This is a genomic window from Roseibacillus persicicus (genome assembly GCF_014651675.1).
In the GTDB taxonomy this organism is placed as follows: Bacteria; Verrucomicrobiota; Verrucomicrobiia; order Verrucomicrobiales; family Akkermansiaceae; genus Roseibacillus; species Roseibacillus persicicus.
Genome location: NZ_BMXI01000002.1, coordinates 116174 through 139945, shown reverse-complemented (window position 1 = coordinate 139945; position 23772 = coordinate 116174). Strand labels below are relative to the sequence as shown.

The 23772-nt window shown below is 56.9% G+C and carries 18 protein-coding genes; 7 read left to right on the top strand and 11 right to left on the bottom strand.

Going from position 1 to position 23772, the window contains the following annotated elements; translation table 11 throughout:
- Positions 1–324 precede the first annotated feature (324 nt).
- Positions 325–1377 (top strand): PDDEXK family nuclease, encoded by a 1053-nt coding sequence (locus IE099_RS02890; protein WP_189567189.1) that lies wholly within the window; start codon positions 325–327, stop codon positions 1375–1377.
- A gap of 87 nt (positions 1378–1464) precedes the next feature.
- On the opposite strand, the gene IE099_RS02885 is transcribed toward IE099_RS02890, so the two are convergent.
- Positions 1465–1977 carry a very short patch repair endonuclease gene (locus IE099_RS02885; protein WP_189567187.1) on the bottom strand — a complete coding sequence of 171 codons (513 nt, stop codon included), beginning with the start codon at positions 1975–1977 and terminating at the stop codon, positions 1465–1467.
- A gap of 282 nt (positions 1978–2259) precedes the next feature.
- Complete coding sequence (locus IE099_RS02880; protein WP_189567185.1) at positions 2260–3417, bottom strand: phospholipase D-like domain-containing protein; 1158 nt, start codon at positions 3415–3417, stop codon at positions 2260–2262.
- 160 nt (positions 3418–3577) lie between these two features.
- Here IE099_RS02880 and IE099_RS02875 point away from each other — a divergent pair, with 160 nt between their 5' ends.
- Positions 3578–4711 carry a hypothetical protein gene (locus tag IE099_RS02875; protein ID WP_189567183.1) on the top strand — a complete coding sequence of 378 codons (1134 nt, stop codon included), beginning with the start codon at positions 3578–3580 and terminating at the stop codon, positions 4709–4711.
- An 80-nt stretch (positions 4712–4791) separates the two neighbouring features.
- Here the strand turns inward: IE099_RS02875 and IE099_RS02870 are convergent, their stop codons facing one another.
- A complete protein-coding gene (locus tag IE099_RS02870) occupies positions 4792–6813 on the bottom strand; it encodes a response regulator (RefSeq protein WP_189567181.1) in 2022 nt (673 codons plus the stop codon).
- 13 nt (positions 6814–6826) lie between these two features.
- A complete protein-coding gene (locus IE099_RS02865) occupies positions 6827–7981 on the bottom strand; it encodes an FIST signal transduction protein (protein ID WP_189567179.1) in 1155 nt (384 codons plus the stop codon).
- Between the two features lie 182 nt (positions 7982–8163).
- Between IE099_RS02865 and argB the strand changes: the two genes are divergently transcribed.
- Positions 8164–9021, top strand: coding sequence for an acetylglutamate kinase (gene argB / locus IE099_RS02860; protein ID WP_189567177.1), 858 nt, complete (start codon positions 8164–8166; stop codon positions 9019–9021).
- A gap of 254 nt (positions 9022–9275) precedes the next feature.
- Here the strand turns inward: argB and IE099_RS02855 are convergent, their stop codons facing one another.
- The 6 genes from IE099_RS02855 to IE099_RS02830 all read right to left on the bottom strand — a co-directional run bounded on the left by IE099_RS02855 (position 9276) and on the right by IE099_RS02830 (position 19949).
- The gene (locus tag IE099_RS02855) at positions 9276–9986 is read right to left on the bottom strand and encodes a sulfite exporter TauE/SafE family protein (protein WP_189567176.1); all 711 of its coding nucleotides are present in this window, start codon (positions 9984–9986) and stop codon (positions 9276–9278) included.
- A gap of 413 nt (positions 9987–10399) precedes the next feature.
- Positions 10400–11023, bottom strand: coding sequence for a transposase (locus tag IE099_RS02850; protein ID WP_189567175.1), 624 nt, complete (start codon positions 11021–11023; stop codon positions 10400–10402).
- A gap of 311 nt (positions 11024–11334) precedes the next feature.
- Positions 11335–16383 carry a DNA repair ATPase gene (locus IE099_RS02845; protein ID WP_189567174.1) on the bottom strand — a complete coding sequence of 1683 codons (5049 nt, stop codon included), beginning with the start codon at positions 16381–16383 and terminating at the stop codon, positions 11335–11337.
- 191 nt (positions 16384–16574) lie between these two features.
- Positions 16575–17021 (bottom strand): IS200/IS605 family transposase, encoded by a 447-nt coding sequence (tnpA, locus tag IE099_RS02840; RefSeq protein WP_189567173.1) that lies wholly within the window; start codon positions 17019–17021, stop codon positions 16575–16577.
- A gap of 219 nt (positions 17022–17240) precedes the next feature.
- On the bottom strand, positions 17241–19262 hold the full coding sequence (locus IE099_RS02835) for a flotillin family protein (RefSeq protein ID WP_189567172.1): 2022 nt from the start codon (positions 19260–19262) through the stop codon (positions 17241–17243).
- Between the two features lie 18 nt (positions 19263–19280).
- Complete coding sequence (locus IE099_RS02830) at positions 19281–19949, bottom strand: hypothetical protein (RefSeq protein ID WP_189567171.1); 669 nt, start codon at positions 19947–19949, stop codon at positions 19281–19283.
- Positions 19950–20076: 127 nt separating this feature from the next.
- Between IE099_RS02830 and IE099_RS02825 the strand changes: the two genes are divergently transcribed.
- On the top strand, positions 20077–21081 hold the full coding sequence (locus IE099_RS02825) for a hypothetical protein (RefSeq protein ID WP_189567170.1): 1005 nt from the start codon (positions 20077–20079) through the stop codon (positions 21079–21081).
- 8 nt (positions 21082–21089) lie between these two features.
- On the opposite strand, the gene IE099_RS02820 is transcribed toward IE099_RS02825, so the two are convergent.
- Positions 21090–21812, bottom strand: coding sequence for a hypothetical protein (locus IE099_RS02820; protein ID WP_189567169.1), 723 nt, complete (start codon positions 21810–21812; stop codon positions 21090–21092).
- Between the two features lie 40 nt (positions 21813–21852).
- On the opposite strand from IE099_RS02820, the gene IE099_RS02815 reads away from it, so the two are divergent.
- From IE099_RS02815 to IE099_RS02805, 3 genes are all read left to right on the top strand, one after another.
- Complete coding sequence (locus IE099_RS02815; protein WP_189567167.1) at positions 21853–22293, top strand: c-type cytochrome domain-containing protein; 441 nt, start codon at positions 21853–21855, stop codon at positions 22291–22293.
- A gap of 51 nt (positions 22294–22344) precedes the next feature.
- Complete coding sequence (locus IE099_RS02810) at positions 22345–22614, top strand: gamma-butyrobetaine hydroxylase-like domain-containing protein (RefSeq protein WP_189567165.1); 270 nt, start codon at positions 22345–22347, stop codon at positions 22612–22614.
- Between the two features lie 76 nt (positions 22615–22690).
- Entirely contained in the window at positions 22691–23761 is a 1071-nt protein-coding gene (locus IE099_RS02805; RefSeq protein WP_189567163.1) for a mannose-1-phosphate guanylyltransferase, read from the top strand.
- Positions 23762–23772 lie beyond the last annotated feature (11 nt).

The following is a 23772-nucleotide window of genomic DNA, read 5'->3' as shown; positions in this document are numbered from 1 at the left end:
TTCCCCAACGCCAACGGTGTTGCGTCCTCGCGTGGAGTCGAGGTCGCGTATGGGGAATGGTTTACGTTCTTCTTTGTTGTGAGGCTCATGATGAATATTGGGGAAAGCCAACCCGCTTGGCAGAGTTGGAGAGCCGCACGAAGTGGGACGCAATCCCGGGCATGGTGCCGAAGAACAAAATACGCGACATCACCCAACTGCGCTTTTCCGCATCCCAGAGGTCGACCCTATAGAACCTTGGTCCACGATTCCACGGCAACTCAGTTCTCAGAGTTCGCCCTTTCCCGAGGGACTTTGGCCAGATACTAATTCTCCCATCTATCCATGCCGATTTATAAACTTTCTAAAACCGCTCTCTCCCCGCTCCCGCAAGCCACGTTTTCGAAGCTCGGTATTCTTGAGCGGGAGAACTTGCAGCAGGTCATCAAGGAACAGATCCAAGCAGTTTCGCCCGACACCCTAATTATCGCGGAGGAATTTTCCGAATGGGAAGATAGTCGGCGCCGAATCGATCTGTTGGGTATCGATAAGACCGGCAATCTGGTCGTAATCGAGCTCAAGAGAACCACGGATGGCGGACATATGGACCTACAGGCCGTTCGCTACGCAGCAATGGTTTCGGCTCTAACCTTTGATCGTGTTGTTGAGATCTTTCAGGACTACCTTGATAAGAATCAAAAGGAAGGAGACGCCGAGAAAACCCTCCTCCAACACCTCGATTGGTCTGACGAAACTGATGGTGAAATTGGACAGCAGACCCGCATCGTGCTGGTTTCCGCCGACTTCAACCAAGAGATCACGACTACCGTTCTCTGGTTAAACGAGCAGGGCCTCGATATCAGCTGTGTGCGCATGCAAGCCTATCGCAACGAAGCAGAGGTTCTCGTTGATATCCAACAAATCATCCCCTTACCCGAAGCGGCGGATTACATGGTCCGCATCAGGGAGAAAAAGTTAGAGAAAAAAATCGGCGGGGGTAGCTCTCGCGAGAGATTTAAATATGAAGTCACTCACCGTGAGAAAACGTTTTCGAACTTGGTGAAACGAAGGGCGATCTTGAAGGTTGTCTCTTGTATCTTGGAAGAAGGGTCCAGCCCGGACGAACTGCAAGACCTGATGAGTCGACCCCGGTTCTATACCGTGCCGGGTGAGTTCTCGAACGAAAAGGATTTCCTCCGGGCCGCCAGCGAAGCGAGCCAACAACCCGATGGAAAAACCTTCGACGCAAGACGGTGGTTCACCAAGCCGGAGGACCTTATTTTTCACAACGGGGTTACTTACGCTTTCAGCGACCAATGGGGCACAAACACCGAAGATACGATGCGCCAGTTGATTGCGAAGTTTGGCAAAGGCGAAATTTCCTTCCGAAGGATCTAGAGCTGTTCGACCTGACTGGGGACGGAACGATGGGGCGGGCTGAAGTCCCGCGCTCCGGTTGGGGGGTGGCTTGGGAAGTTAGGGTTTTCATTTGCTCACTCGGTAGCCCTTGACCTCTTCGGCAACGCGGGTGGCTGTTTCGGCGGGGAGGCGATAGCTACTCTTCTTTTCCGTAGATGCCATCTCAGTGCCGAGGCGGATGACGAGGGCTGCGAGCTTTTCCACGGTCTTCATCTCGCATGCCCAGACGGTGATGACCTGCCAACCGGCTTCGCGCAGCTGGCGCTTCACCTTGGCATCTCGGGCTTTGTTCTTTGCCAGCTTCTCCGCCCACCACTCACTCCGGGTCTTGGGAATGCGGAAGTCTTTGCAGCCCTCATGCGCATGCCAGAAGCAGCCATGCACGAGGACCACGGTTTTCCACTTGGGGAGAACGATATCGGGCTTTCCGGGGAGGCTCTTGTTGAGTGGCCCGTTGATGGTGAAGCGGTAACCGAGGCGATGGAGAATCGAGCGCACCACAATCTCGGGCTTGGTGTCGCGCGACCGAATGCGCGACATCACCCAGCTGCGCTTTTCCGCATCCCAGAGGTCGGCCATGGCGGCGAATGTAGCACGAAAAACGAAAGGACCAAATACTGGCCGCTGGGGGTCACTGGCGCTGCCTGAGTGACGGGGAGGTGAGAATCTTTATCCCCATCGGGCGGCGCGGGCCGCTCTGCGGTCTTGACTCGGGACGGTTCGGTGGGGCGGGCTGAAGTCCCGCGCTCCGAAAGACTTCCCTACCGACGCTCTCCGCACACTACTCAAACACTCAGCGAAATCTCCGGGACTCTGTGGCTCTGCGTCGAAAAATACCCCAAGCGCGCGAACCCGCCTTCCCTAGAGAAAGTCGCGCAGCAGGTGGGAGAGCTTGTCTTTGGCCTTGGTGGACCAGGATCGGTTTTCCCAGTCGGCGAGGGTGGCTTCTTCGCAGTCGGCGAGGTCGTCGGCGAAGACTTGAGCGTGCTTTTCGGCCCAGTCGCTATCCTCGATCAGGAGGCTGGCTTCGCTGTTGATGCACAGAGACCGGACGTCGAAGTTGGCGGACCCGACAAGGACTTTGCGGTCGTCGACGAGAAGCATTTTCACATGAATCAAGGTGCGGTGATATTCGTGAATGCGCACTCCGGCCTTGAGCAAAGGTCCCCAGTCGTTGCGAAAGGCTTTGCGCACCACGCGCTTGTCGTTGTTCCGGCCGGCGGCGATGACTTGCACCTCGACCCCGCGCTCTGCTGCGGCCGCCAGCTCATCTAACAATTGGTCGCTGGGGGCGAAATAAGGGGCGACCGCGCAGAAGCGTTGCCGGGCACTCCGCAGCAGTTGGAGGTAAAGTTCTTCGATCTCATTGGAATCTTTATCGGGCTCGGCCGCAATGACCCGACAGCTCACGGAACCGGCTTTCTCGAGCACGGGATAGTAGGCTTCGTCATCAGAAGAGGGCACGTCGTCCACATCCCAATGAGCAAAAAAGAGCTGCTGCAAATCCGCCACCACCGGTCCGCGCACCTCGTAATGATTGTCGCGAAAGTGGTCGGAGTCCTGGGCATCGCCCGTCCACTCCTCCGCAATGCCGACCCCACCGGTGAAGGCGATGCGGCCATCCACGACCAGGAGCTTGCGATGTGTCCGGCGATTGGAACGCCGGAGATTGAACCACTGCAGGGGGCGAAAGTGCCGGACCTCCACCCCACCGGCGGCCATGGTCTCGATGAGCTCCGATCGCATATCCTGCGAGCCGAACCAATCGAGCACTACCCGCACCGCGACTCCCCGGCGGGCGGCCTCGGCCAGACTTTGCGCAAACTCCTCCGCAATCTCCCCGGCCCAGTAGACAAAGGTCTCGAGATTGACAGACTGCCGCGCCTCCCGAATGGCCTGCAGCATGGCTGGGAAGATTTCGTCGCCATTGATGAGAAGACGCAGCTCGTTGCCCTCGCGCGAAGCGAAGTCGGGATCGTCATGCGCATCGGCGGGAGGCGGCTGGCTGCAGTCTTCCATTCGTCCCTAAGCTGCCGCCTTATGCTAAAGATGCAACTTGGGATTACAACCCGGCGCCAAGTCCCAGTCCGCCCTCGGCTGGACCCGGTGCCGCAAAGGAACCTTTCAAAAAGGTGAATTTCTAGAGGATTTCACAGAAGTAATCAGGTAGACTGCTGCCATGAAGAAGCTGCCTTTGATGATTCCCTGTTTATTATTGCTCTGGTGGGGCGGAGTTCTGGCGCTGGATGTGGCGGAAAAAGAAGAGCGACCCAAGCTGCAATTCATCAACGGCAGCAAGGAAGAAATTGCACTGTTCTGGCTGAATCCCGAGGGCGAGCGCGTGCCCAATGGCAAGCTGCCTCCCGGCGAAGACACCGTTATCACCACTACCGCAGGTCACGAATTCGAGGTCGTCGGGCAAGAGAGCGGCGTGGTTCGGAAGGTCGCCAGCAAGGTCCCGGTGCAGGGCTTTCGCTATGATGCGGAGAAGGAAGATGGCCTGGACCCCATCTACACCCAGCGGGTCGAGGCCATGGGCTATCCCATCGTGGCTACCGCAAAGGTCAATCCCTACGCCCTGAAGGAAGCAGCCTACCTGGTCACCCGGATGCTGGCCAAGCGCCCCGATGTCGCCAAGGCCATGGCTGAAAGCGGAGCACGCATGTGTGTGATGGCGCACGACGAGTTCACCACCGACCTGCCGGAGTTCGCCCGCCTTGGCAATTACGAAAGCCCCATGGCCGGGGTCGCGGCGAAGGACTTTTGGGATGCCCGTGCACGTGGTCTAGGGGGCAGCGTGGAGGACCCGTTCTGCTCCTGCGGAGAGGAAAACCTGCTCTGCTTCGAGGGCGATCCTTATGCCTCGGAGAACATTCTTATCCACGAATTCGCGCACAATATTCACCTGCGCGGAATGGTGAATGTGGACCCGACCTTCGATGACCGGCTGGAGGCCGCCTATCAGGATGCAATGAAGAAGGGTCTTTGGAAAAATAAGTACGCCGCCACCAACCGCTTCGAATACTTCGCGGAGGGAGTGCAGTCTTGGTTCGGCAACAACCGCGAGGACGACCACGACCACAACCACGTCAATACCCGCGAGGAACTCATCGAATACGATCCCGTGCTGGCAGAGTTTTGCCGCGAAGTCTTTCGCGATACCGAGCTGACCTACACCAAGCCCACCACCCGGTTGACCGGTCACCTGGAAGGCTACGATCCCTCCACCGCCCCCACCTTCGAGTGGCCCGAGCGTCTCCTGAAGGCGAAGTCCGAGATCAAGCGCTCGGCTGAGGAAGCAGACAAGGAGTAGTGGCCTGCGGAATCGCCCGCGAAAGACTGGGGAAAGACAGGGAAAGAATCATCGAACCCCACGCCACCAATCCACTTCGCCTAATTGCGAACGACGGTTTCCATTTGCGGGGGACCGTACTTCGCGCTGCAGGCCTTATGCAAAGCTTCTGAGAGGATCGAGGCCTTGACCGGCTTGGTCAGGTAATCGTCCATCCCCACCTGGAAGGCCTTCTTGCGTTCATCGGAAAGAGCGTTGGCTGTTAGACCCATGATTGCGGGTTGCTCTCCAATGGTGGTGAGCTGGCGGATGGCTTCCGTGGCTTCGTAACCATCCATCTGCGGCATGCGCACATCCATGAGAATGATGTCGGGTCGATGCTCCTTCACGTAATCGACTGCCGCCGTTCCATCCTCGACGAAGGCCGCGCGAATCCCCATCGATTTGAGAATCAGATCCACGAGACGCTGGTTGATGGGATTGTCCTCCGCCACCAAAACAGAAGCGGGAAAGTTCACGAAGCGCTGGACGGTTGCCTGCTGGGGCGAGTGCTCGCGCTTTTCTTCCAAGAGGCCGGCAATGATTTGCGACAGCTCGGAGGCCTTGATGGGTTTGGTCGCCACCATCAAGCGCTTGTGCGAATGTTTGGGTGGCAAGACCGAGGTTAGGATGAGGATGGGAATGAGGCCGGACTGGGTTCGGCGGACTTCCTCCACCAATTCCATTCCGGTCATCTTGGGCATCAATTGATCGGAGATGATCAAGTCCGGGACTTGATTGGATCGCAGCCAGCCAAGGGCCGCCGAAGGATCATCGAAGCAGGTCACCTCCGCATGCCAGGCGCTCAAGGTATTGCGAAGGATGCTGAGGTTGGTGGCATTGTCATCGACAACCAGAACTCGCTTTCCCGTCAGGGACGACAGCACCGGACTCGGCCGCTCGGGCTGAATCTCAGCCTCGCTGGCGGGCAGGTCGATGGTGAAGAAAAAGGACGTCCCCTGCCCTGCGACACTCTCGACCCAAATCTCGCCCCCCATCGCATGAACGAGGCGACGGGTGATGGCCAAGCCCAAGCCGGTGCCGCCAAATTTGCGCGAGACTGAGCTATCCGCCTGCGAGAATACCTGAAAGAGATGGGGAATGCTATCTGCCGGAATCCCAACCCCAGTGTCCCGCACGGTGAAGAGCCATTGCCCCTGATGACTTTCGTCCTGATTCCGTTTCACGCTGACCACGATTTCCCCCGTGCTGGTGAACTTGACCGCGTTGCCCACAAGGTTCGCGATGATTTGGCGAAAACGAGTCAAATCAGCTAAAACCGCATTCGGCACCTCGTCCGTCGGGTTGAAGAGGAGTTCGATATCCTTCTTCAAGACCGCGTACTTAAAAAGCTCGAGTGAATCCTCCACCGCTTCGCGAATCAGGAAGGGCTTCTTCTCCAGCTCCAAATTCCCGGACTCAATCTTGGCATAGTCCAGGATGTCGTCGATGAGACTGAGGAGAGTTTTTCCACAGGAATGAATAGTCTCGGCATGCTCTTTCTGCTCGGTGGTAAGACTGGTTTGGAGAATCAAATCCGCCATCCCGATCACCCCGTTCAAGGGCGTTCGGATTTCGTGGCTCATTACTGCGAGGAAATTGGATTTTGCCTCACTCGCCTTGTCAGCCTGCCCCCGCAGTTCTTCGGAGAGCATTTTCGACTTTTCCAACTGGGTGACCAGCGATTGCCAGGCATCAACCAATTGCTGGAACCTCTCGGTGAGGTGACGGCTCGGCAGAGCATCATCCTCGTCGCCACAGCGCGTGATCACCCCGGGGTATCTCTCCGCAAATTCATTGAGCTGACGATGGATGAAGGCCAGAGAAACCTCCCTCTCTTTGTCGATAACACGGAGATCCTTGACCGCATCATTGGCTTCATTGGTGCTCAACTGCAAGGCGTGGGCCAGGCGCTTGTTCTGCAGTTCCGCGCTGTAGTAGCTCTCGTTCACCTTCGCCAAAAGGTCGGGCAAGAGCTCGCTGGGAAAAGACTTCGCGGCATCAATATCGCTCATCAATCCGCTCCCCGGTGGGAGAGTCTTTTTCAGCTGCAAGGCCAACAAGGGATGTAATTTTTCACTCATGACGAATCGCTCTTTACTCTTCCTCCTTCAGTAGCGTGATGGTCATGGTCTGATTGTGTAGCTCGTACCCCGTGGCATTTTGGGAAGGGGCAATTTCTCCATAGGAATAGAACCCACAGACTGGAACTTCCCCCATGAGGTTTTCCTTCACCGTCTCCACTTCCAGATCCGTGTAAGCGCTCATCGCCAACCTCCTCCCGCCACAGCTCACCAGAATCGCCAGGTCCGCCGAGGGCAATGCGGAGGCTGCCTTTCGCGAAGCCTCTCCTGCACCGTCCACCAATTGCTGATAGCTCGCGCTCATCAATCGGGCGGAACTCCCCTGCGGAACATCACCCGCAAAGGACATCGTCTTTTCCCCCCGATCCACCCCGAAGACTGTACGAATCACCTTGGACTGGGAGCCGGGCGCGGTGACCTCCAGAGGATAGAGCAAACCCGACGCGGGCAAGTCCTTGGCCTCCTCTCCCAGATATGCCGAGTAGACCTCCAGAGCGCTCTCGCCGTCCAGCGACTTGAGGCAATTCCCCTCCGAACTGGTTACCTCGCGAAAGGTCCCGAAAGGGCTCCAGCCAGATTCCGCAACCGATTCGGCCTTGAGCCGATCTCCCTTGAAAACCACCGCCACACAGGTCTTGGGGACAATGGTGAAGTCCGCCACCACGATAGTCTCTTCAAACGATTCACCGTCGCCTGCCAATCCCCCCGAAAAGCCACAGATCCCAGTAAACTCTGCCTCCAGACTAGCCACGAGGTCACTGCCATTGATATAGAGCCCATCGCTCAGGATGAAGAGATAGGATGGCTCGGGGACCGTATCGTGCACTCGCCGCGCCAACTTGCCGCCCAGCGACTCGCTTTTCAGCTTCGGCGCCATCCCCTCCTCCGCTACCGCCTCGCGCACGACCTCGACCCTGGTGCTCGCGAACTGCACGAAGGTGAGAGTCGCCACCTCGTCGAGAACGCCTTCCGAACAAATCTCCCCCGCCGTGGAACATCCCGCCATTCGTGTTCCCTCCGGACAGGATTCTCGAATGCGGTCCAGAAATCCGGGCGCTGTTAGAAAACTGCGGGGGGCAAAGACAAGCAGCAGCTGGCTTTCTCCCCCGGCAGGGAAGGCGGTAAACTCCTGATTTACAGAAAGTAAGGTGCGTTGGTGAACTTTCATGGAAAATCGTTACGGTTAGATATAAAATCACAATATCCGAGAAGTTATGAGCTTAAAAACATTTAAAGTATATCTAACTAAGAATCAAAGAGTCGCGAAACACCTGGTCCCGGGGTCTGTTTTCGAAAGTTCCTGCAACAGGTGCTCGACAGCCCCGCAGTCTTTGCTTTGCTTGCCCCACTGTGACTGACGCGCAATCCAAAGCTGCCACCTTGATCGAGGCCCTGCCCTACTTGCAACGCTTCCGCGGAGAGACCTTTCTCATCAAGATTGGAGGCTCGGTGATGGAGGATCCGGCGCTGGTCTCCGACTTCATGCGCGACATCCTCTTTCTGGAAGCGGTAGGCATCAATCCGGTGCTGGTGCATGGCGGGGGCAAGGCCATCTCGGCAGCCATGGCGGAATCCGGACTGGAGCCGGAGTGGGTGGAAGGCTTCCGCGTTACTTGTGAAAAGTCCATCGAGTTGGTCGAAAAGACCCTGACCCACACCCTCAGCCCACACTTGGTGAAGCTCCTCAATGGTCACGGCGGACGCGCCACCGCCATCCCGGGCACCAACGTCTTTCAAGCGCGCCGCATGACCCCGGGCGGAAAGGACATCGGCTACGTGGGCGAGGTCGAAAGCTGCGTGACGGAGGAGATTCTCTACGCCACCTCCAGCAGCATCGTGCCGGTGATTTCTCCCCTGGGACGCGAGATCGACACCGGCGCCTCGCTCAATATCAATGCCGACCTCGCGGCGGCTGCCTTGGCCAAGGCGCTCCAACCAGCCAAGTTGATCTACCTCTCCGATGTGCCCGGTCTCCTTCGCGACCCGAAGGACGCCACTACCCTGATCAAGTCGCTGAACCCAAGCGAAGCGGACGGCTTTATCAAAGACGGCACCATTTCGGGCGGGATGATTCCCAAGGTCACCTCCGCTCTCGACGCCTTACAAGCCGGTACCCGCAAAGTTCACTTCATCGACGGACGCCTGCCCCACGTGCTTTTGCTCGAGATTTTCACCTCCGAAGGGATCGGCACCGAAATTGTCTTGTAAAAAACGGAGCAGGGACATTCCTGTCCCTGGCGCGAACCGTCCCCACGAATCGTCATCCCCACCCCGAAGTTCTGACGCGAACTCCGGTAGGGTCCTTTTGATAAAAGGACCGCGAGAGTTCTGAATTCCTCGCGCGATCCTCTCGCGGACGAAGGGCGTGAGCCTGGGGACCTTCCCCGAACATTCGCGGCTGTTTTGGCAAAACAGCCCTACCGAAAAATGCGCTACAATCAACTCGTCAAATTTGCAGCGTTCTAAAAAAAGAGCACCCGCCCGGCGACGACTAAAATCAGCACCCCCGTCCACCTACGAACCAACTGTTCGTCGAAGACCCCCTGCAGCATGCGCGCGCCAATCAAGCCGCCCCCAGCCACCACCACTGGCAACCAGCCGGGCTGAGACCAATCCGCGGTCGGTGCCAGAACCAACAAGCCCACGGTGGAATTCACGAGAATGAACCACGTCCCCACCGCCGCCACCTCGCGCGCCTTTCCAGCCGAAAGAAGATGAAGAACGGGCACCAGATAAATACCGCCGCCAATCCCCGTGACTCCGGCCAAGATCCCCAAAGCCAATCCGATAGGAAGAAGGGCTGTTAGAGAGAGCGCTTTTTCTTCGCGGTCCTGCACTTTGACCAACAACACCCCCCCCGCCACCGCCAGCGCCAGTCCGAGAATTTGAAAGAAGAGGGAGTCCGAGACTTTCCACTGAGCCCCCAGCCAGACCCCGGGAATCGAGGTCGCTAGCAAGGGAGCAAGCAATCCGGCTCGCACTTGTTTAGCCCGCAGACTGGCCCAGCCCCCAATGGAAACCACCACCAGATTGCAAGTCAGAGACACCAGGCGAATCACCTCTGGACTCTCCCCGCGCCAAGCCAAGACCGCCGTGTAAGACGAGCCTCCCCCGAACCCCACGGACGAGTAAAGAAGCGCAATCGCAAAGAAAATCAGAAGCAGCAAAGCCACCGCGCAAGAAAATCACGCTCCCAGTTCTAAAGAAAGACAAACGGAGCAGGGACATTCCTGTCCCTGGACCGAACCGTCCCACCGAACCGTCCACCCCACTCCGAAGTTCTGACGCCAGCTCTGACTACCGAGGCTCTGCTCAAGGACAGGAATGTCCTTGCTCCGCTAGTCGTCCACCGGAGCAGGGACATTCCTGTCCCTGGACCGAACCGTCCCCGCCGAACCATCCACCCCATTTCGAAGTTCTGACGCCAGCTCTGACCACCGAGGCTCTGCTTCAAGGACAGGAATGTCCTTGCTCCATTAGTCGTCCCCCGGAGCAGGGACATTCCTGTCCCTGGACCGAACCGTCCCACCGAACCGTCCACCCCACTCCGAAGTTCTGACGCCAGCTCTGACTACCGAGGCTCTGCTCAAAGACAGGAATGTCCTTGCTCCAGCGATGGAATCGTCTTCGCGGATTTTCCTTCCCAGAGAGTGAACTCTTCCGATTTTAAATGCTTCGGGTTCTTACGAATATATCGAACCGTATTTCGAAAATGCTCTGCATCGCGAATCATAGTATCGCGATAATTCCCTTGCCAAATCGAACCCTTTCCAATTTTCCGCGCCGAAACACCTTTCCAAATTTTGATCAACTTCTCCAACTCAACAAACGGCTGTACCAAAAGATGAACATGATTTGGCATAATCACAAAGGACTCAAAGCTGGCCTTATCTCCATGAGCTTTCATCAAAACATCAGCCAGAATTACTCGATTCGATTTCTCGGCAAGAAGACAAGAACCTGCTCCTTCATCCAACCACTCCTCCAACTTCTCGTGAAACAACCTTCTATGCTCATTCTGTTGGCGGTCGCTCCAAGGCTTCGGATTCCACGCCAACCAGGAATCACGCTCCTCTTTCCAATTCGTTAACTTCTTTTGAGGCATCGCGTCTGCGAGACGGAAGGTGATGAACTGTATTGTCCCCACCTGTTGCCAATGCGGAAGATCCCGTCCGTGCCGGAATACTTTTTCTCCGTGCTGAAAGAACATAAAAATGTTCATACGAACTATATCCCTAAACGACAAGCAAGAAATGGAGCAGGGACATTCCTGTCCCTGGACCGAACCGTCCACACCGAACCGTCCACCCCACTCCGAAGTTCTGATGCCGGCTCTGACTACCGAGGCTCTGCTTCAAGGACAGGAATGTCCTTGCTCCATTAGTCGTCCTCCGGAGCAGGGACATTCCTGTCCCTGGACCGAACCGTCCCCGCCGAACCGTCCACCCCATTTCGAAGTTCTGACGCAAGCTCTGACCACCGAGGCTCTGCTCAAGGACAGGAATGTCCTTGCTCCGTTGCTCAGTCGCCTTGTTCGACGTTGGGCTGGATGTCGATGGGTGAAGGTCGTTTCTCCATTTGTTCGATGGAGCCATCTTCGTCTTGCACGGGCACGACGTTGATGTCGACTTTCACCGGCACCTCGCGCAAGCCAGCGATGATTTCGCGCAGCTGGGCAACGGTGGCATCGGTGAGGGTCTGGGGCTTGGCGTAATTGCTTCCCGCCATCGCAATCCCTTGCTCGATGGACGAGAGCCCTTCGCGAAATTCCTGCAGCTGGGCCACGACTCTGGCAACCGGATCGGTCTCCCCGGCTCCTCCGAGAACCTTCTGTTTGCGGAACTCGGTCTTGATCTGCTCCCAACGCGCCGCTTCCTCCTCGTTGAGCAATCCTTCCATTTCGCGGAACTTCAGCAAGTTCGCCTCCGCTCCCGTGGTGAGGTTTTGCGCTTCGTTCTCGTAGTGCGATTCCACAAGCTCGCGGAGCTCTTCGTCGGTCATCAACGGCACCACCTTTTCCGCGATGCGGTTCATGTTTCGGTAGGAACCCTGCAACTTGAAGGCCGGTTCGGTGCGATAGGCATCTTCCTGCGCAGCGCTGGCGATGTATTGCATGTTGACCCGCAGAATGGTGTCGCGCACCTGATAGAGCAGCTTCATCCCGCGCACGAATTCTTCAATCTCGCCCGGGGTGTAGTTGGCCTCGAAGTCCACTTCCTCCAGCTCCGCGCCAGCAGCCATCTTCATGACCGCGCGCACATCCTTCAGACCGCTGCTCGCCAGTTTGGAAAGCGTGCTGTTAGAGGTGAGACAATTCTCGATGTAGCTATCCTTGAAGGCTGACTCGTGACTGCCGAGGATGTCACCCAAGTTGTAGGTATCGGCCCGGTTGGCGAGCATGTCGGGAATCTGAAACTTGCCACCACTCTCGGTATAAGGGTTTCCCGCCATCACCACCGCGACCTTTTTCCCCTTCAGGTCATAAGTGCGGGCCTTGCCCTGATAGACGCCTTCAATCTTCCGCTGGGCATCACAAAGACTGATGAACTTCTGCAAAAATTCCGGATTGGTGTGCTGGATATCGTCGAGGTAGAGCATCACGTTGTCGCCCATCTCGAGCGCCAGGTTCAGCTTCTCCAATTCTTCGCCCGCCGACATGTCACCCGCTTGCGCAGGGTCCAGCGAGACCACGTGATGGCCCAGGGCAGGTCCGTTCACTTTGACGAAAGTGAGCCCCAGACGATTGGCCACGTATTCCATCAAGGTGGTTTTTCCGTAACCCGGAGGAGAAATCAGGAGCAGAAGACCCATCCGATCGGTGCGCGAGTCCGCGCCTGCGGTGCCGATTTGCTTCGCCAAATTGTCGCCAATGACCGGGAGAAAGACTTCGTCTAACAAGCGATTGCGCACAAAAGCACTCATCACTTCGGGCTTCAGCTCCTCGAGCTTCATCTCCGCGCGCTTGGCCGCGATGAGGTCTTTCTTGCGCTCTTGGAAACGCGTGTAGAGCGGCAAAGTCTCGTCACGCAGTCGTCCCACTCGTTCAAGGAAATCGTTAAACTGGATAGGCAGCACGCCGCCTTCGATTCGGCTGTGTGATCCGCGCATTCCGGCCACTTCAACTGACAATTCCACTCGCTTGACCTCACGTTGCTCGTACCCTCCCCGAGCCAAGTGAGCGGCAGCTTCGATGAGCACGGCAGTAGACTCTTCCCCTTCCAAAATTCCCCGCAACCAATCCAAGGCGAGAGAATGCCGGGCCTCCGCGCGACTTAGCTCCGCCATGGCGTTTTCGAAGGAATCGCTCGCACGCTTGGCCGTGAGCTCACTGCGCAAGTGTTTGATGGCCTCGGAGGCGGCATTGGAAACCACGAAGCCATCCCCCTCGCGCAATTGCGCAAAGAGATACTCCGCCACCGCCGCGGCACTGACCCGCCCCGCGAATCTCGATCGACTCAACTGATCGCTCAGTTCCAATGCCAGCGCGTCTTCCAGCTCGTGGCGACTGCGCTGCTTTTCGCCGAAGGCCTTCAGCCGTTGCCCGTGACCAGCGATGAGACGGGAAATCTCCAAGCGTCCTTCTTGATCGCGATCCGCCCAGAGCACCACTCCCGCCCCCCGCACCAAGGGACTGAAGCGCAAGAGCCCCGCATTCTTGGCAATCGGCACCAGGGCCTCCAGAATCTTGGCGGTATCCTCATCATGCACGCCTTTAACGTAACCTTCCGCGTAACGGGCCTGCATGAAGCTTTGCACCTGCGGCAAAAATTCAGCCGCAGTCTCACCTACTAGTTCACCCTCTAACAAGAGGCTGGCCAGCCACTCACCACGGTAGAGATCGGCGGTCTCGCTGGGAACTTCAAGGTCCCAGACCTTTCGCGTCTCGTTGAATTCTTGGTCGACGATCTTCTCAAAATAATCGGTGCCTGCGAGGTGGAACCACATCTCCTCGTCGCGCGCCACGACCGACAATTCCAGCTCGCGGGTATTGACCGAGAAGGCATGCTTGCCGAAACGGATGACGTTCTTGCCATCGACATAGAGTTCCTTGCGATCCTTCAACTGGCGCGCACCATCTTCGCGCAAAGTCTTCAACCGCGTGCTCAGGTCGTCGGCCTTGACCCCGTCTCCGAGAGCCTTGAGGTCATCGACGACTCCCCGCACTTTCTCCACCATCAGATCGCCAGCGAAATAGCCGTTGATCTCGTCCAGCGAATCAAAACTTTCCAAGCGCCGCTCGATACCCGCCAGGATGCGCTCCGCCGAGCGAAGCAAAGAACCAGCCCGCTTGTTGCGGCTGTCGATGAGCTGCTGTTTGCGCCCCTCGAAGGCTTCGTAGACTTCCTCGCGCTTGCCGGCGAGCTCCTCGACATAGTCATCGAATTCGGAGAAGCGTCCTTCCAATTCCTCCAACTGAATCATCAGCTTGGTGAGCGACTCGTCGCACTTCTCGGGAGTATCGCAGACTTCCAGATAGTTGACCACCGCTTGCGAGATGAGCTTCATCTGGGCTCCGAACTGAGCCGTCCCCTCGGCCTTCGCGAGATCGTTGCGCTTGTTCTTGAGGTCCGCGCGCACTCCATTGAGCTCGGCGTAGATGCTCGAGATTCCGTCGATGATGGCAGTAGTCTGGGTGGCATCCTCAATTTTGAGATTGCCCACGATGTCGATGAGCATTTCCAGCTCGTCTCCCGCTTTGTCCAAGGCCGCCCCCACCGCATCGGCTTCGGTGACTTTTGAAAGTTCGGGGATAGTGTCTCCTTGTTCGGTAACCGCCTTGCGATAGGGCACGAGAGCTTCGTCCTTCAGCAAAAACTCGACAGTCTTTTGCGAAGTGGCTTCCCCGGCCTCCACCAACTTGGCCTCCATCTCATCGATGGTTTCCGTCTTGGCATAGCGCACTTCCCGCAGGCCGATGACCTCGCCCCGGCGGGTGCGCAGCTCGGAGAGATGATGCACGAATCCAAAGATGTCATCGGGCGGAGAGTGGCGGACTTTTGCTAACAAAGTCTCGACCACCTCTTGCACCTCCTTGGTGCGACTGGCCGCCGACTGACGCTGGGCGCGCACTTTGTCGAACTCCTCCAGGGCAGACTGAGCCGCACGATTGATCTCCCGCACCGGCACCGACAATTCGGCAGTCTCTTCTTTACCCAACCAAAAGTAGGAGTCCACGAGGTCGCCCGTGCGCTTCACGAGATCGAGATAGAGACCTCCGTAATTATCGTCCTTTCCTAACAGAGTCAGGACTTCCCGGCACTCCGACATTCCACGAACCAGGTCGGCGTTTCCAATCTTGAAGAGATAAGAGCCTTCATCCTGATGCTGGGCCGCAAGCGCCTCTTCACTGAGATAAGGAGTGGTCCAGACCTGCAAAGTATGGTGCTTCTGGGCCGCGTCTTCGGTCTTGAAGTAGACCAGTTCCCCATTTGGAAAAAGCGAGTAGCCATTGCAGATCACCGGGGTCTCCACGGACTGGCTGATCAAGTTGTAGGAGAGCAAAATGTAGTCCCCACTGACCCGATTGTAGAACACGTAGAGAGTATCCTCCCCGTTGGCGGAAGGAATGCGGCGCTCGAACATCATGTTCGAGAGCGCGGTGTCGAAGATGCGCACCTCACCTGTTAGAAGAAGATAGCCGTTCGAAAAAATGAGTCCCTGATCGTCGGGAAGAAGCACGCACGAGTGACCGATGGCATCAATGCGTTTGACCTCCTGGGTCTTTTCGTTGAAGACAAAGTAGCGATGAAGCTCCTCGCGATAGGGCAAAATCTTGAGAAGAACGAGAGGCCCGACCTCGGCATAGAGCACCTCGGCATCGTCGAGAGACTGGTCCGGATCGTTGACGGGCTCGGCATAAATGCCTTCGCCTGATTCGGTATTGTCCTCGACCTTGATGGTGAGGTCCCCACCCACGGTCTCGACGAAAACGCGGTCGTTGATCGAGATGTGGGGATGCATCCCCGCGCGCTGCATGTCGCGGTGCGCCCGCTTCCATTCGAACTCTTGTTGAGGCGGATATTGGAACTCGTGGTCGAAGCGATTGCCGATGTATTCGAGGCGACCATCCCCGGGCCGGAGCCACTTGAAGGTCTTGAAGTCATCCACCCCTTTGCCGACCCGCATTTTCATGTAAAGATTCGGTCCAATGACCATGAACTTCGCGAAGTTGGTCTCCTTGTAATACTTGTAGAGGTATTTGAAGTCGTCCGAAAAAGCGGGGTCGCTGAGCACCTCCTCCACCGCCAGGGCGTGGAAGACGTGGCTTTCCGGATCGTACTCATAGGCGGCAAACACATCCGCGATTTCGGTCGTCTGCTTGAGACCGAACTGGATGTTGTAGCCAAAGAGGAAACGATTGCCGCCCACCGCGATGAGATCGCGAGGCACGCAATTGTGCTCGGTGGTGACCCGCTCGGTGGCGACGAGAGAAGTCTCGACCGCGCCGAAGATCTCCTTGCGGGCTTCGTTGAGAATTCCCAGGCGACGACGAAGGTCCTCGCCATGTTTCTCCAGCCGGGCCCGAATGACCTCGTAGCTTCCACCTTCTAACTGTTCAGTATCTGGCATTAAATTTTTTGGACCGCGAGGATCCGTTCAGTGTTCTAAATTGGACTCATTCCCCGGTCTTTCCAAAAGCGTCCCAGCGGGACGAAAAAGACGGTAGCCAAGGGTCAGCGAGGCACGAGCGCAGCCCCTGGAGCCGGTAGCGAGTGACCTGCACCCTGAAGGGGTGCGAGAAGTCCTCGAACAAGCCGGAATCACCATAGGTAACGCTTGTCGTATTCGACCAATCCTCGCTTTAAAAAGATGAGATACTCTTCTTGGAAACTCTGTTTTCGATGATGTTCTTCCTGATTGAGAACATAGTTTCTCGCTTTCTCCAAGTCGGGTGCGCTCACGGAAAATGCTCCATAGCCGGTCTGCCAGGCAAAAGAACTGCGGTTCAATTGCCCCTTGATCCACTTCGTCGAATCCGACTTCAGTTCTCTCATCAAATCGGAGAGACAATGGGTAGGCTTGAGCCCTACCAGGAGATGGACATGGTTGGCAATTCCACCGTTCGCATGAGCATGACCTTCCAACCCTTTCACCACTCCTCCCAGATAGGCAAAGAGCCTGGGCCGAAAATCTGCTTCGAACCAATTTTCGCGATTCTTTGTCGAGAAAACCAAGTGGAAGTGGAGAGATGAATGAGTAGAAGGCATAGCTGCGAGATTGGGGTTGAACCGACATGAACCTACTTCTAGCGCTCTTCCAGAGCGCTGGACCTTTTGCCAAAGACCCAGGGGCTGCGCTCGTGCCTCGCTGACCCCGGGCTACCTTCTCCAAGTCCCGCTGGGACAACGAGACTTTGGAAGGTATTGGTTGGGCTTGCGACGACATGGCTTGACGACGGGCTGAAGAGAATTTCCGTGGAAGCAATATCACCCCAACTTCTTCAACAACTCTCCCGCCTTGGCATCGGAGAGGCCGAAGCGTTCGGCGGCGCCCATCATGCCGATGAGCTTGGTGCGCTGTTCGCCTTTGGCATCGGTGACCAGCTTCCCTAACAGAGCCGAAATGGAGAGGTTCTTGAGGTCTTCGGTTTCGACTCCGAAATCCTGAATCCAACCCGAGAGCTGGCTCTTGAAGTAATCCGGATCGCCATTGAAGAAGGTCTCCTTGACGTCGTCGATGACGCGGCTGTTGTCGACCACCCGGTCTACTACCTTTCCAGTAGTAATGGCCTTGGTGATGCGGTCGAAGAATTCGGTCTCGCCACCCACGATGTCGATCTTGGCGCTCTTGAGGGCCTCGCCCACCACCTTGGCCTGCTCGGCCGCAATGAGACGCTGGACGTCGATTTCGGCCAACTCGACCGCTTTCTCTTTCTCCAGCTCGAGCTTGAATTCCTCGTGCTCCTGACCTGCTTCTTCGAAGAGTTTCATCGCGGCAGCCTTCAGCTCGATGGCCTCGGCATCGGCAACGCCCATGGCCTTGAGGACCTCGGCTTCGCCCAATCCGATGGCGGCGGCTTCTTTGGCGATGGCCTCTGCCATCATCTTCTTGGCGTTCGATTCTTTCTCCGATGCAGTCTGCTCGGCTTCGGCAGCGATGATGCGCTGTTCGGCGTTCATCTCGGCAGCAGCGCGGCCGGCTTCGGCTTCCTTGATGACCTCGTAGGCATGCTCGTCGGCAGCCAGTTGCGCGGACTCTTTCTGCGCTTCCGCTTCCTTGATGCGGCCAATCATTTTTTCCTGCGCCTGGGCCTCGGCCAAGGTCACGGTCACCTGCTTCTGACGATCGGCGGTCGCGAATTCCTCGATATCCTTCATGCGCTGCTGCTCCTCGACCACAGTCTTTTCGACTGCGACGCGCTCGCGAATCACTTCCTGGATTTCCTTCTTCTGGACCTCGACCGCCTTGTCGGCCTCGATGCGCTTCAGCTCGGTGACGCGTTCGCGTTCGATTTGTTCCAACATGCGCTCGCGCTCGACGCGCTCCAGCTCGACCCCATCGGTGCGCTCCTTGTTGCGCAGGGCCACGAGAACCTGGCGCTGCTTGTTCTCTTCTGAAATCTGAATCTCTTCCTCGGCGGCAATGCGTGCTTGCTCGCTGCGCTGGCGCTGCTCTTCGCGCACCTTCTGGGTCTCCGCTTCTTCGCGGGCCTTGACCGTTTCGACCTCGCGCATTTGCTTGGACTCGGTCTCCGCCAATTGGCGCTCGAGTTCGAGAATGGCCTCGCGCGCTTCCACGTCCTGTTGCTTGATCACGCGTTCCTTGTCGCGCTCGATGTGGTTGGAAAGCTTCTTCTGCTCGGCGGTGAGGTGGGTGATTTTCTTGATACCTTCGGCATCGAGAATGTTATCCGGATCGAGCATCTCGATCGGAGTTTGCTCCAGGAAGTCAATGGCAGCATCATCGAGGACGAAGCCGTTGAGGTCGGTGCCGATGACTTTCAAAATCTCATCCCGGAAAGTGTCGCGGTCCTCGTAAAGAGAAGTGAAGTCAAAGCGTTTACCGACTGTCTTGAGCGCCTCGGAGAACTTGGCATCGAAGAGCGTGCGAATCTCGTCCTCGCTACTGGCGCGGACACAGCCCACACTTTCCGCCACGCGAAGAACGTCTTCGCCCGCGTTGTTGACCCGCACGAAGAAGGCGACCTTGATGTCCGCGCGCATGTTGTCCTTACAGATGAGACCATTACGTCCGGTGCGGTCGATCTCGATGCGCTTGAGGGAGATATCCATCATATCGGCGCGGTGCAGAATCGGGAAGACATGGCCGGCATTGAAGTAGACTTTCGTGCCGCCACTACCGGTTCGAATCAGGGCCGTTCCCTTCTCGACCTTGCGGTAACAAGTCAGAAGGAGGTAAAGACCAAAGAGGACGAATAGACCAACTCCGACGAACGTGATCATCAGAACGGGCTCTAATATGGCAAGGGTGAACCAAGTGGAATTCATTATAGGAGTTGTTGTTTGTTAGATTTTTGGAGTTGGGGAGTCCACGCCCAGGCGGGCACTGGATTGAACGAGATATTTGTCGCGGTCTTTATCGAAATCGATAATGAGAACTTCATCACCACGGACGAGGCTTTCCCCCTCATCGGGGAGAATGGCATTGAGCAAAGCGGGGGCGCCATTGGTGCGGGGGACTTCAATCTGACCAAAGTTGCTGTCGAGGACCCGGCTCTTCACCTTCCCCACCAGTCCCACGATGGGCTCCTGATTGTCTTCCTCGTTTTTCAACTGGCGGAGAAAAGGACGCAGGGGTTCGGTCACTAACTTAACCAGCAGAGCGGAAGCAAAGAAAACACCCACAAAGATTCCCGCCGCTATCAGGCCGCTCTGAGCCGGATTGAAATAGTAATTCGCCAGGACACTGCCGGCCCACATGAAGAGACTGAGCAGGCTCAAGACAATTGTCACCGGCACGTCGTGAGCATTCACAAAACGCATCGCGAAACCAAAGAGTCCCGAAAGACCATCACCTGCTCCTTCGGCGTCAACATCCGCATCGACATCGAAGTCAAAGCCATCGATATCAACGGTTCCGAGAACGCTTAGAAGCCAAAAGACCGCCACCAACCCCAACAGGATCGTCAATGGCAAGTTATAGGAGAGGATGGCTTGTTCCCAGAGTTCTTTCACGGCGAGGACATAAGAGCGAAAAAGTCACATCAAGGCGATTATAATTCCGAGCTAGAATTGGAGTCTCTCTTTACAAAGGCATCGATTTTCTTGCCAGTTTGAGTTCAATTTCTAACACTTTGCCAAGATGAAGATACTTTCCTTTCTCTGTTGTGCCACTTTAGGGGTTACGAGTTTTGCCAATGCTCGCGAGTGGACTTCAAATGACGGCAAGAAAATCACCGCCGATTTGGTCCGGACAGAGGGCGACACCGTCGTTCTTCTAATGCGGGGTAAAGAATTCAAGATCCCTCTCGATCGGCTCTCGGAAGCCGACCAGGAATATGTGCGGGAAGAGAGCGAAAACGCCGAGGAAGAGGCCTCGGTCGGAGCTCTTTCTTTATTTGGACAGGAGTTGAAGGCTGGCTCCTTGAACAATATTGAGACCGACCTTTCCGAAAAAACACAAAGAAGCCTTTCCGACAACAAACTGCAACCGACCAAGATAAAGATCGCGCTCTCTCTCCCCGCTGACTTCGACCCGTCGAAACCCCAAAAGGTTTTCTGGCCAGTAGGCGGAATCAATAATGAGAAAGAGCGTCTCTCGGGCAACATCGCCCGCATCAGCGCGATGTCAGCGAAAGCCCTCGCGGCAGGTTACGTGGTGATTGCCGCCGACACCGAGCACGGCAATCCACGCGAGACCACAATCGCGATTTGGGAAGGCGATGCTGACTTTCACGCTGAAGTGATTGAGAAAATCGCCGCCGAATGGCCGGAATTCATGAACTGGACCCACGCCTGCGGAGGATTTTCCAGTGGTTCCAAGGGGAGCTTCTTTCGCACTGCTCAACTCCTGGCCAATGACCTCACGGTTTCGGGAGTATTTCTCGGGGGATGCAACCAGCCCTTTGCCGACCTTGCCTTGGAGGAAAGTGGAGCGAGAAAGAGCGCCTTCAAGAAGGTCAAAGCGTGGGTGAGTTGGGGCGACTCCGACAATCTGGTGAACCAGAGCCAGACCGATACCGTCACTTCAGGCATCAAGAGCGCGGGCTATCGTCAGATCCGCGATGAAAAGTTTACCGGAGGGCACACCATCAACCAAGACGAGTTCGCCAAGGCCTTGGCCTGGTTCGATGAGGCCGGCGAATAGGCTCGGCACTAACGGCGCGCCCGTGGATTCACGAAGGGGTTGTTGGTCCCGTAGAGCGACCAGGGGCCGCGCTTGACGTCGGCGAACTCCACGAAGCGCCAGTGGACCTTTTGGCCGGATTTGAGGCCGAAGTAGTCGCGGACCGCTGGGGAAATATCGATTCCAGCTCCTTTGTTCTCGGTATTCTTGGGGGCTTTGTTTTTGAAGACAAACTCCCAGTCGGTGGTATTGAAGGGTCCGCAGTCTTCCCATTGCGCAAAACAAGTTTTGCCATTCCGCACAATCTCGACCCAGCGACCGCGACAGACGGTCTGGCCAGGAGCTGGATTGTAGCGGGCGAACCAGGGAATCACCTTGGAGGCCTCGGGCTTATGCTGCCGATGATTGATAACGTCGTTGTAGGGCAGGGCGATATAGAACGGATTGAGCCGCGGGGTGAAGGCCTTGGGAATGTAGCCATTGCGTGCGGCGGGGTCAGGGTTGTCATATCCGCCGTAGTTGCGCTGCCAGTTGGTATCCCAGGATGATTTGTGATTCGGGGTGCGGTTCCGGCCACTGGGCGCCTCCCCGATCCAGAAGATGGTGGCGGTGGTTCCGAGGTGCCAGGGATACTTGGGAACTCCATTGGTCACCTGACCTTGACGGGAGGGAGTGGTCACTGTTGGCCCCTGCGACTGACCAGCCAGAGGAAGAGCAAAAAGGAGGAAGAGGAAAAGTTGACGCGCGGACATACTGTTCAAAGTGCGAGGAAGAGTTTACAAACTGAATCAGATGAAAGCAATAACCAGTGTCTTTTTAGCAAGCGCGCTTCTTTTGGCCTCTTGCGGCAAGGATGGAGACTCCGAAACCCAGCTCGACGGGAAGCCCGTGCTCAGCGCCCGGGTTCAGGCAGAAACCAGAAGCCGTATCGAATTCGCCCGCCACGTGAAGCCTATCTTGGAAGAGCGTTGCGTCTGGTGCCACGATGGAAGCGACAAAAAGATGCCGTACAAGCTGACCAATCGGGAGGAAGCCTTTAAGAACAAACGCATTGTCCCCGGCAAACCCAACCAAAGCCTTTTCTATCTGGCCGCCAGCGGACAACACCCCACCCTGAAGATGCCGGCCGTCGGCATTAAGATTGCGCCCAGTGATCTGGAAGTTCTCGAGCGTTGGATCTCTGCGGGAGCCGTCTGGCCCGAGGGCGCAGCGGGTCAATTGAAAGGCCGCTAATCCGGGAACACTCTTGTGGACAAAACTTTTTCACTCACGAACGCCGCCGTCATGGGCAACCAACTTGCGTTGGCCTGGAGCGATGGCGAAGAGAACTACTACACCTTCGAGGCCCTGCGCCGGGCCTGTCCCTGCGCGAATTGCCAGGGAGAGCCCGATGCACTGGGACGGGTCGTGCGCCCCAATCCCACTCTGGGGCCGAAGGCCTTTGACCTAATCAGCTGGGAGACCGTAGGCGGTTACGCGCTGCAGTTTCGCTGGGGCGACGGACATTCCACCGGGCTCTATTCCTACCAGTATCTTCGGAATCTTGGGGATTGAGGGGTCTTCATACCCATCACGATTTGGGCACACATTCGCCCTTCAAAAAGCTTAGGCTTTCTGTAGTCTGCGCCCCATGTCCAACTATGCCCTTATTTTGGCCGGAGGCTCCGGAACCCGCTTCTGGCCCCTTTCCCGCAACAGTCAGCCCAAGCAACTGCTCGATCTCTTTGGCGACGGCACTTTGCTGGAGCAGACCATCGCCCGGTTGGAGGGCCTGGTGCCCCACGAGAACATTTTCATCCTGACCAACGCCATTCAGGAGGAGAAGACCCGCGAAGTCGCCTCCATGCTGCCCGCGGAAAACATTTTCGCCGAACCCGCCAAACGCGACACGGCCCCGGCAGTGGCTCTGGGCATTGGTCTCATCGCCGCCCGCGATCCGGAAGCTACCATGATGGTACTCCCCGCCGACCAACTGATCCAAGACACCGCCGCCTATCAGCAAGTGATGCGCGATGCCGTGGAGGTGGCCGGAAAGACCGACGCCCTCGTCACTGTCGGCATCAAGCCCACTTGGGCCTGCCCCAGCTACGGTTACATCGAGCGCGGTGGCAAGGCGACCCTCACCGATTGCACCGTGGAGAACGCGCCCTACGAAGTGACCTGCTTCCGCGAAAAGCCTGACTCGGAATTGGCGGAGAAGTTCCTCGCCGCCGGCAACTTCGCCTGGAATGCGGGCATGTTCATCTGGTCGGTACCCACCGTCCTCGCCCAGTTGGAAAAGCACGCGCCCGAGCTGCGTCACTTTGTTCAAGAGCTTTGCCAATCCAACGACCTCCCCGCAACGGTCAACGCCCAGTTCCCCGACCTAACCCCCATCTCCATCGACTATGCGCTCATGGAGAATGCCGAGCGAGTGCTCAACATCGAAGCGACCTTCGACTGGGACGATGTCGGCTCTTGGATCTCAGTCGCGAAATACCTCAAGCAGCAAGGCAACAACAACGCCACCAACAGCGACCTCGCTCTCATCGACTCGGAGAACAACATCGTCTTCAATAATCAAAAAGGCATCAAAGTCGCCCTTCTCGGAGTGGATGACCTCATCGTGGTGCAAACCGACGACGCCCTCTTGGTCGCCAACCGCCACCAGGCCGACGCCATCAAGAAGCTCTCCGCCCTGCTGCCCGACGAGTTGCTCTAGAGGCAAAGGCA